Source organism: Mycobacterium sp. 852013-50091_SCH5140682 (genome assembly GCF_001665685.1).
In the GTDB taxonomy this organism is placed as follows: Bacteria; Actinomycetota; Actinomycetes; order Mycobacteriales; family Mycobacteriaceae; genus Mycobacterium.
The window spans coordinates 41,854-51,902 of sequence record NZ_LZTB01000047.1; the positions used below are offsets into that span (position 1 = coordinate 41,854).

The following is a 10,049-nucleotide window of genomic DNA, read 5'->3' on the forward strand; positions in this document are numbered from 1 at the left end:
TGAGATGTGGAGCTGACATGAACGTCCTGAATACCGCGGCAGACGTTGTGGCCCGCACGGCGGAGGCTACCGTTGCGGGTGCCGGGGCGCTGAGTGGCGCTGTCGTCAACGGCGTCGTCGGTGGCGTCCGGGGCGCTGCGTCCGGCGTCGTGGACGGTTTGGGTAAGGGCAGCCATTCGGTCCCGGCGGCCGCACTGACCATGGCGGCCGTCGGCGCCACCGGGCTCGTCGACTGGCCCGTCGTGCTCCTGGTCGGCGGAACCGCGCTCGCGGTCCGCCAGCTCCACGGGCACCCTGATGACGCACAGCGTGACGCGGGCCCTCGATCGGGCACGGAATCTGCCCCCCGGCCGACGGCCAGGCGCAGGCCTCGCACCGCAGCCACGACACGGAAAGCTAAAGCGCCAGCCGGAAAGTAAGGCCACCTGTGCATCTTCCGCGAACATTGCAGGGCGCGGCGCTGCTCCCTTTTCGCATGGCGAACGCAGGCATAGGCACCGCGATGTCGTTGACCGTGGCCGGTGCGGCGCTGCTCGAGCGGCCGGTCCGGGCCGGAGACGGGGTGCTCAGGTCCGTCACCGGCGCCGTGTCAGAAGTATTCGGCGCCAACGCCTCCCGCCGCTGCCGACAGGCCGGCGACCGGTGCTGGATCGAGGTTCGCGGGCTCAGTGAGACCGAACCCGGGGGTGATCTCGGCGCCGTGGTCACTCGGCTCCTTGAGCGCAGGCCCGGCGTACTGGCGGTGAAACTGAACTACCCGTTGTCCCGGGCCATCGTCCGGGTGGATCCAGATGCAGCTGTGCTGAGCGACCTCTGCGCTGCGGTGGCGACAGCGGAGCGTCAGGCCGGATCGCCTGATGCGCACCGGGTACCCGCCGATCTGCCCGGCGACGGCGCGGCCTACGCGGGTGCTCTCGCCGTGACCGCCCTCAACGCGTGTGGGCTCGCCGTGGCGTTGGCCGGGCGGGTGCTGCCCCTGCCACGGGTGCCCAGTGCACTCAATGCCGTGGTCAACGTGGTCGATTACCAGCCCCGCATCCGCCGCGCCCTGGAAGACAGGTTCGGTGCCACGGTCACAGACACCGGGCTCGGGCTGGCTACTGCCTTCAGTTATGCCCTCACCCAGGCGCCCGGGTCGCTCGCGGTCGATTTACTGGTAAAGGCGCTGCGGGCGGCCGAAATTCGTGCCGCGGCGCAAGGCTGGTCGCGGCGTGAGCCGCTGCTGGCCGACCGTGCCGAGTGCGTCGACGGCGTGCGACCGGCGCCTCGGCCGTGTCCGCGGCCACCAGGTCCGGTCGAGCGCTACAGCGACCGGGCGGCAGCCGCCCAAGTGTCCGGCGGCCTCGCGGCCGGAGTGATCGCCAGAGATCTCGGCGCCATGGCCACCGCAGCGGTCATCGCTGCGCCGAAAGCCGCCCGCAACTGTCGCGAGTCGTTCGCGGCTACTCTCGGCCGCGGGCTCACCGACCGCGGTGTGCTGACGCTGCGGTCCGCCGCGCTGCGCAGCCTCGACCGCATCGACGCCGTCGTGCTCGACCCGCGCGCACTGGAAACCGACGAACTGCGGATTGGCCGCATCCGCGATGTCGAGGAGGACGACCGCGGTGCGGTATGGCGTTGGGCTCAAGAAGAATTGGGCCGCGGTGCCCTCCGGCCCGGATGGCAGCCGGTACGTGGTGGTGCCACACCGGGGGCAGTCCTTGTGCGCCCGGCCCACCATCCGCTGGCCGGCGCGCTCATCGGCGAACTGCAGGGCGACGAGACGCTTGCGGTCTCCCTTGATGTCGAGAGCCTCGACGAGTTGCGCGCCGGGTTCGACGACCTCGCTGACTGCGCATCGTCTTTCGACGAGACACTGGCCGCGACAGTGACAGCACTGCAGCGCGACGGACGCACGGTCGCTGTGGTGTCGACATCCGCCGCGCAAGCTCTCGCCGACGCCGACGTGGCCATCGGTATCGCAAACGGGGAAGCAGGCGCATGGCATGCCGATCTGCTGTGCGACGACCTGGCAGGCGTCTGGCACATATTGCACGCGCTGCCCGCCGCGCGCCGGGCCAGTCATCGCGGCGTCGAGCTGGCCGTCGGCGGATCGCTGCTGGGCGCGCTGTTGATGATTCCCGGTGTGCGCGGGCGCGGGCCCGGCCCGGTGACCGCAGGCGCAGGTGCCGGAGCGTGGACCGGCCTGATGCTCGCGCGCAACGCGATGAAATGCGAAACTCCGTCTGCAGCACCGATATACGAGTGGCACGCGATGACGCCCCGGGAGGTGCGGGCACTGCTGCCCGCTCCGCCCGAGCCCCGTCGAAAACCGCACGCACGGATGAGCGGAGGCGCAGTGGCGCTGCTGCGCGGCACGCGCGCGGCGGCGGGCCCGGTGGCACGGGCGGTCAGCGACTTCGCCGACGCGGTCCGCGACGAGTTGTCCGACCCATTGACGCCGGTCCTCGCGGTCGGGGCCGCGGCCAGCGCGGTGCTCGGGTCGCCCGTCGACGCAGTCCTGGTCGGGTCGGTTCTCGGCGGCAATGCGGTGCTGGCCGCCGCCCAGCGCGTTCGTGCCGAACGGCTGCTCAGAAGGCTGATCACCGGGCAAGATCCGGTGGCGCGCAAGAGGTCTTCCGATGGGCGGGTACACAACGTCCGCAGCGTCGAGCTGCGTCCGGGAGATGCGATCTTGGTCGCAGCGGGCGAAGTGGTTCCCGCCGATGCCCGGCTCACCGACGCCGTCGACCTCGAGGTCGACGAGTCCGCGTTGACCGGTGAATCGCTGCCTGTGGTCAAACACGTGCATGAGACACCGGCCGCCCCGCTGGCCGAACGGGCATGCATGCTGCACGCCACCACGACCGTGGTCGCTGGATCCGCAGTCGCCATCGTCACCGCGGTGGGCGCCGACACCCAGGCGCACCGCGCGGTGCACGGCATTCGCACGCGGGCGCCCGATGTCGGGCTGCAGAGCCAGCTGCGCACTCTGACCAACAAAGCCTGGCCGTTCAGCCTCTTCGGCGGGGCGTTGGTCAGCGGGCTCGGATTGTTGCGGCGCACCGGCCTGCGCGAGGCCGTCAGCAGCGGGGTTGCCGTGGGAGTGGCGGCTGTGCCCGAAGGTCTGCCACTGGTCGCGACCCTCGCGCAGCAGGCCTCGGCGCGGCGGCTCACCCGGTCCGGCGTGCTGGTCCGCGCGCCGCGCTCCGTCGAAGCTCTCGGCCGCGTCGATGTGGTCTGCTTCGACAAGACCGGAACGCTGAGCGAAAACCGGTTGCGCGTCGTGCAGGTCCACCGGGCAACCGGAGCCTCCGCCGAACACGTTCTCGTGCAAGCTGGTTCGGCCACGCCGCCGCCGAACGGCGACCGGCATGAACACGCCACCGACCTCGCGGTCGCCGAGGCGGCGCATGGCGCGGGGATGGCCGAAATCGACACCGATGCAACACATCTGCCGTTTCGTTCGGGTCGGCCGTTCTCGGCGTCCATCAGCGGTATGCGGCTGTGCGTGAAGGGCGCCCCCGAGGTGGTGCTCGCCGGGTGCGACGCCACCGAAACGACCGACGTGTGGCAGCAGGTACAGACCATGGCTGCCGACGGGTTGCGCGTCATCGCGGTCGCCCATCGGGATCTCTCTGAGCGCCAGGCGGCGGCAGCCCGCGAGGACTCCGAGTTGTTCGCCGCGTTGTGCGTCGAGGACCTGCGCTACAGCGGACTGCTTGGGTTGTCCGACACCCCGCGGCCGGATGCGGAGGAGGTCCTGGCGAGCCTCACCGATCGCGGTATCGGGATCCGGTTGATCACCGGTGACCATCCGGTCACTGCAGCCGCCATCGCCACGCGGCTGGGGTTGCCCGTATCCGTCAGCGATGTGATCAGCGGCTCGCAGTGGGAGTCGATGCCGCGCCGGCTGCGTGAACGGGCGGTGCGCGATGGAGTCGTCTTCGCGCGCATGTCTCCCGAGCACAAGGTGCAGGTGGTGGAGACGCTCGAGAAATCCGGTCTGGTGTGCGCAATGGTCGGTGACGGTGCCAACGATGCCGCCGCGATCAGGACCGCGACGGTCGGCATCGGAGTCGCCTCGCGGGGCAGCGATCCGGCCCGTACGGCGGCCGATGTGATGCTGCTCGACGGTCGCATCTGCTCGTTGCTGGACGCGCTGGACGAAGGGCGTCAGCTGTGGGATCGGGTTCAGGCCGCAGTGTCGATCCTGTTGGGCGGCAACGCCGGTGAGGTGGCTTTCGCGGTGGCAGGAACCGCGCTCACCGGGCGGGCGCCGCTCAATACCCGGCAACTGCTCCTGGTGAACATGTTGACCGACGCGTTGCCTGCAGCGGCGCTGGCGGTGGCTCCGCCCGACGCCAATTCGCAGTCCGGGGGACGGGGACCCGATCAGGCTGCGCTGTGGCGCACAGTGGGGATACGCGGTGCGACCACAGCCAGCGCCGCGACCGCGGCGTGGATCCTCGGCCGGCTGACCGGGCGCCCCAGCCGGGCCTCCACGATCGCGCTGATCGCGTTGGTGGCTGCGCAGCTGGGCCAGACGCTGATCGACTCCCGCAGCGCGCTGGTGATCGGTACGGCCGCCGGATCACTGGTCGCGCTCGGCGTCGTCATCAGCACGCCCGGAGTGAGCCACCTCCTGGGCAACACGCCGTTGGGCCCGGTGGGTTGGGCACAAGCTCTGAGCTGTGCGGCCATCGCGACCGGTATCGCCGCGCTCGCGACGCGGTCCATGCGGGCTCACGACACGAGAGGGGAATGAGATGGAGCAGAAGGCCTCGACGAAACCCCACCGGACGGTCACCGAGAGGGTGCGTGAAATCGACACCGTCGAGGTAAGGCTGCCGGTACTGGGCAAGGTGCGCGTACAGCCCGAGCGGCTGGTCTACTACGGCGCCGTCGCCGTGCTGGCCGCCGCCGAGATCATCGAGTGGCCGGTCGCCCTGCTGCTCGGGGTCGGCCATGCGCTGGCCGACAACCACCACAGCAAGGTCGCCCAAGAACTCGGCTCGGCCCTCGAAGAGGCCTGATGTGCGCCGTCATTCGACAACGTCGTAGAACGAATCACCGTCCTCCGGCGTGCCGTCGATCTGGCCTTTGGTGCGCGCCTGCTCGTTCCGGGTGAGCGCATCCGGCTCGGACTCGGATCCGCGCAGCGACGTTTCGGCGTCCGGATCGATCGCCGCATCGTCGGGTGAGGTGTCGGGGGCTTCCTCGGCAAGCCGATCATCCAGCGACTCGTTGTCCTTCGGTTCGATCCATTGCTCGGGCGGATCCACGGTCTCGTCGCCGTCGTCGTTGCGGACCTCGTCGGAGTCGAGGCTCTCCTGCTGGTCGAGCATGTTGTCGTCTTCTCGTGCCATCACCGCAGATTGCCCGTCGCCGTGGTCGGCCAAACCGGACGACCCCGGCTCGCGCGTTACCGGTTTCGAGTGGGCCTCTCCCGGCAATCCCACGGGCATGCCGTTGTCGGGGCCTCGTGGAGATGATGCGGCGGTGACACCGGTTGTGCGGCGGACCGCTGCGTGGGCGTGGCGGCTGCTGGTGATCGCTGGCGCCGTGGTGGTTTTGTTCGAGGTCTTGCGTCGCCTGGGCGTGGTGGTGGTGCCGGTGGCGCTGGCGTTGCTCATCACGGCATTGCTGCTGCCGGTCGTGGACCTCCTCGACCGGGTCGGCGCTCCACGCGGAGTGGCGGTCGCGTTGGTGATGGTGGCCGGGCTGGCCGTGCTGAGCGGAGTGCTGGCGTTTGTCATCACCCAATTCATCGACGGTGCCCCCGGCCTGGTCGACCAGGTCACCCACAGCATCGATTCGACCCGCGACTGGCTGATCAAGGGGCCCGTCCATCTCAGCCCCGAGCAGATCAATCACGCCGGCGACACGGCGATCCAGTCTTTGCGCAACCACCAGGAACAGCTCACCAGCGGAGCGTTGTCCACCGCCGGAACGTTGTCGGAGATCCTCACGGGCGCGCTGCTGGGGCTCTTCACCGTGATCTTCTTTCTGCTCGACGGCCGGAACATCTGGCGATTCGTCACGCTGATCGTGCCGTTGAACGTGCGCGACCGGATTCGCAAGGCCGGTAACGCCGGATTCCACTCCCTGATCGGCTACATCCGTGCGACGTCACTTGTCGCACTCGTCGACGCGGCGGGTATCGGCACCGCGCTGGCCATCATGGGCATACCACTGGCGTTGCCGTTGGCATCGGTGGTGTTCCTCGGTGCCTTCATCCCGTTGATCGGGGCACTGATCTCCGGATTTCTGGCGATCGTGGTGGCACTGTTGGCCAAAGGACTGCTGTACGCACTCATCACGCTCGGGGTCATCGTTGCCGTCATGCAGATCGAGGCGCACGTCCTGCAGCCTCTGGTGATGGGCCGGGCGGTATCCATCCATCCACTGGCCGTGGTAATCGGTATCACCGCAGGCGGGGTGTTGGCCGGGGTCGTGGGAGCGCTGGTCGCAGTGCCGACCATTGCGTTCGTCAACAGCGCCGTGCGGGCGCTGATGAGGGAACAGCCTGTGGCGCAAGACAGTTCCGTCGACGGCGACACGGCCGACCATTCGGTGGCCAAGCTCGGACGTTCGGCCGGAGGAGCCAGATCATGACGGCAAGACATGTCGAAGGCGCAGCCGCCTACGTCCCCGAGACGACAGATCTCGGTCGCCTCGCCGACGCAGTGCAGGACTGTCGCGGTTGCGACCTGTTCCGCGACACGACACAGGCCGTGTTCGGCGCCGGGCCCGCGGCGGCCACCATGATGCTGGTCGGCGAGCAGCCCGGTGATCGGGAGGATCTCGATGGGCGGCCCTTCGTCGGACCGGCCGGTCGGATCCTCGACGACGCCCTGCTCGCCGCCGACATCACCAGAAAACAGGTCTATCTGACCAACGCCGTCAAACACTTCAAGTTCACCCGGGCGGCCGGGCAGAAGCGGCGCATCCACAAGACGCCGAGCCGCACCGAAGTCGTCGCCTGCCGGCCGTGGTTGTTCGCCGAACTGGGCGCCGTAGCGCCCGACGTGCTGGTACTGCTCGGTGCCACGGCGGCAAAAGCTTTGATGGGAAACGACTTTCGTCTTTCTTCCCATCGCGGCGAGGTGTTGCGACCACCCGAGACGGTCGTGCCCGACAACGATCTGCAGATCGTGGTGAGCATCCACCCGTCTGCGGTACTGCGCACCCCGCGCGAGGAGCGGGACGCGGCCTATGACGGGCTGGTGGCCGACCTGCGCTTTGCCGCGTCGCTGCTCGCGTGACCGCCCGTGCTCATGTCGCAAGCGGTTACGGCGTCACGCGTCATGACCGGGGTCCAGATCCGCGACGTCAGCCAGAGTGACCAGTTGACCGAGTGAGGCCGGTGCCTGTCCCGCCACCGGCTCCAGCAGGTGGGCCACATGATCGCCGGTGTCGACGCGGGTGAGCACCTTGCCGACGAACCACGCCGCCGCGTCATCGAGGATCGGCATGTTCTGCGCCCCGACGTGCCACTTGCACCGAGCGAACTTGTCACACGTGTCTCCGGTCTGGCTCCCGAACAGCCGGGCCAGCTCAGCGTGTCGACGGCTCAATACGTGCACTGCCAAATGATCCGCATCGCGAGCGACGCGGTAGGTGTAGTTGCGCTTGGACAACCCGATCAGAAACCGCGGTGGCTCGATGCTGCATTGACTCGCAAAGCCCACGAGGCAACCCGCGCGGCGACCTTGGATCGCGGTCGTTACGACGAACATCGGGTAATCCAGCTGGCCGACGAGCCGCTCAAACGCATCCGATTCCGACACGGCACTGCCCCTTTCCGCGCCGCATCGCCAAGCAGGGCGATGGGCTCCTCGAACCTCGACGTGCGGGTACCCGAATTCTGCTAAGGCCTCACCGCCGCGGGCGCACCGCTGGCATCCGGAGTTCGTTACCGTGATCGACGGGGCTCGCCGCGCGGGATGAGGATGTGACCAATCTTTCCGGCTGACGGTTGTCCTTGGCAGGTTTGGCGGGGTCGGCCCGCGGGTAAGTCAAGCCGTCATGTGGTTGAGCAGATCTGTGACGACAGCACTGGATTTTTTGCGCGCTGACAACCCGTATCCGCACGGCCATATCGCGGCGGTGGTGTTACTGCGCCACAGCGCCGCACGCGCGTCGACCGGTACCGTCAGGAAAGGTGGGCCGTAGCCTCGGAACCCCGATGCGACGGATTGAGCAGTGCCTGCGGCGAGCACCCATAGTGTTCGCGGTGATACGCGGCGAATCGGCCGGCGTGCCCGAAGCCCCACCGGCGGGCGACTTCGCCGACCATCGTTGTCTCATCAGCTGCGAGCAGGTCGAGATGAGCGTGGTACAGGCGTACGCGGCGCAGGTATTCCATGGGCGTGCAGTCTCGGTGGCGGCGGAACAGGTACTGCAGAGCCCTGGGAGTCACGTAGACCGCCGCAGCGATATCGGACAGTGAGATGTCGGTGTGGGCGTTGTCGTCGATGAACGCGATGGCACGGCGCAACAGGACCGGGGTGCTGTCCCTACGGTCCTGGGCACTCGGTTCCACGACCGAGTCATTGGGCAACGTCGCCAGCAGTACGGCGGCGACATGCTGCTCCAACATTCCCGCCAACAGCGGGTTGCCGTGTAGCTGCGGGTTCGCGGTACACCGGCGCAGATACCCGATCAGATTGGCCAACTGTTGGTTGGCTGCAGCCGAGACCGGGGCGGAGCCGGTGATGTGCACGGCATCGTGTACGCCGGTGACGCGGGTCAGGCTGCTTGGGTCGATGACGAGTACGTGGTAGCGGCCGCGCAGCACCCGTCCCTCGAACGGCGGCGCTTCGCGCGGTCCGAATACGGTGACCTCGCCGGGACGGCAACGTGTGCTCCCTGAGTAGGTCGAACGTTGCTCGACGCCACCGCTGACCACATGACACACAAGAATCTGGGCCGGCGGATCCATCTCGTAACCGAAGGCGCAACCGTAATCGGCGGTGTCGACGCCGACGGACCCGATGACCGAGCGTTCGATACGCATCGGGGCGGGGGCACCGCGATGCGGCGTCAGAATGCGAATCTTCGAAAACACGGTGCTCAACGTGGCCTCGGCAGCGCCGATGTCATCGGTATCGAGCAGAACGGCGGACATCGCACTCACCCCTGGACAGCACAAAACGACCAACGGCATCGTTCTGAGCCGACCTACGCTGCCCAGATTATCCGACGATCGCGACAAGCCTGGTCACGGCGTCCAGCGAGGCCACCGAACGAACGCTGATGTCCGAAAAACGAACGACCGTCGTGCCATCGCCGGGGAGCGGGCCACCCGCGCCGGTCAGGTCGGTCGGGGCACAAGGTCACGATTCATTAAGAAGTCGCCCAAATTTCTGTGGGGCGATCGAGTTTTCTGGCGAATATCGCGCGAAATGCGGTCAATGTCACGGCAACCGGGTGTAACGGCGCGCTGTTGTTCGCTCCTTGCGAACTGGCTACCGGGCGTATTCGCCGCACCTACCGCAAATCGCGTCTCGGGTAAGCGGTTTCAACCCGCGCTACCGTGGATTTCGGGGTTGGGGAAATCGCCGACAATTCGCAGTCAAAGAAAGAATGATCATGAAAATTCGCAGCAGAACTGCGCGCCGGGGTTTCGCCGGTATTGGCGTGGGGTTTCTGTTCGGCGGGGTATGTGCGGCCACCATTGCCATGCCCGTCGCCGCAGCCGCGCCCGACCAGTGCAGCGCCCAAGCGCTCTCGGGCACCGTCAGCTCGGTGACCGGTGCGGCACACCAGTACCTCGCCGCACATCCAGGAGCCAACAACGCGGTGACGGCCGCCTACGGCAAGCCGCATGATCAGGCGGCGGCGGACCTGCGGGGATACTTCACCGCCAACCCGGGGGAGTACTACGACCTGCGCAACATCCTGGCGCCGATCGGCGACGTGCAGCGCCAGTGCAACGTCACGGTGCTCCCGGCCGAGCTGGCCTCCGCCTACGAACAGTTCATGGCCGGCTGAGTGGTGAGGCTCCGGTGCGCCGAGCCCTGGCGGGCCGGGGCCGCCCCCCCGGGCGGCGGGGGGCGGGCGGG

The 10,049-nt window shown here is 68.1% G+C and carries 9 protein-coding genes; 6 read left to right on the forward strand and 3 right to left on the reverse strand.

Going from position 1 to position 10,049, the window contains the following annotated elements; genetic code table 11:
- The first annotated feature begins 17 nt into the window (after window positions 1–17).
- Genes A5784_RS15180 through A5784_RS15190 form a run of 3 tightly spaced genes read left to right on the forward strand, consistent with a single transcriptional unit; the run spans window position 18 to window position 5,015 of the window.
- Window positions 18–419, forward strand: a complete 402-nt coding sequence (locus A5784_RS15180) for a hypothetical protein (protein ID WP_064945739.1) — start codon at window positions 18–20, stop codon at window positions 417–419.
- A gap of 56 nt (window positions 420–475) precedes the next feature.
- Entirely contained in the window at window positions 476–4,747 is a 4,272-nt protein-coding gene (locus A5784_RS15185) for an HAD-IC family P-type ATPase (RefSeq protein WP_064945740.1), read from the forward strand.
- 1 nt (window position 4,748) lies between these two features.
- Entirely contained in the window at window positions 4,749–5,015 is a 267-nt protein-coding gene (locus tag A5784_RS15190) for a hypothetical protein (protein ID WP_064945741.1), read from the forward strand.
- A gap of 9 nt (window positions 5,016–5,024) precedes the next feature.
- Here the strand turns inward: A5784_RS15190 and A5784_RS15195 are convergent, their stop codons facing one another.
- Window positions 5,025–5,348 (reverse strand): hypothetical protein, encoded by a 324-nt coding sequence (locus A5784_RS15195; protein ID WP_064945749.1) that lies wholly within the window; start codon window positions 5,346–5,348, stop codon window positions 5,025–5,027.
- A 97-nt stretch (window positions 5,349–5,445) separates the two neighbouring features.
- On the opposite strand from A5784_RS15195, the gene A5784_RS15200 reads away from it, so the two are divergent.
- Window positions 5,446–6,597, forward strand: a complete 1,152-nt coding sequence (locus A5784_RS15200; RefSeq protein WP_064945742.1) for an AI-2E family transporter — start codon at window positions 5,446–5,448, stop codon at window positions 6,595–6,597.
- On the forward strand, window positions 6,594–7,247 hold the full coding sequence (locus A5784_RS15205) for a UdgX family uracil-DNA binding protein (protein ID WP_064945743.1): 654 nt from the start codon (window positions 6,594–6,596) through the stop codon (window positions 7,245–7,247). The genes A5784_RS15200 and A5784_RS15205 overlap by 4 nt, the downstream gene beginning before the upstream one ends.
- A gap of 33 nt (window positions 7,248–7,280) precedes the next feature.
- Here A5784_RS15205 and A5784_RS15210 read toward each other — a convergent pair whose 3' ends face one another.
- Window positions 7,281–7,772, reverse strand: coding sequence for a flavin reductase family protein (locus A5784_RS15210; protein WP_353651911.1), 492 nt, complete (start codon window positions 7,770–7,772; stop codon window positions 7,281–7,283).
- Between the two features lie 365 nt (window positions 7,773–8,137).
- Window positions 8,138–9,112: a helix-turn-helix transcriptional regulator gene (locus A5784_RS15215; RefSeq protein WP_064945744.1), complete on the reverse strand. Its 975-nt coding sequence runs from the start codon at window positions 9,110–9,112 to the stop codon at window positions 8,138–8,140.
- 464 nt (window positions 9,113–9,576) lie between these two features.
- Here A5784_RS15215 and A5784_RS15220 point away from each other — a divergent pair, with 464 nt between their 5' ends.
- Complete coding sequence (locus A5784_RS15220; protein WP_064945751.1) at window positions 9,577–9,978, forward strand: heme-binding protein; 402 nt, start codon at window positions 9,577–9,579, stop codon at window positions 9,976–9,978.
- Window positions 9,979–10,049: the final 71 nt, after the last annotated feature.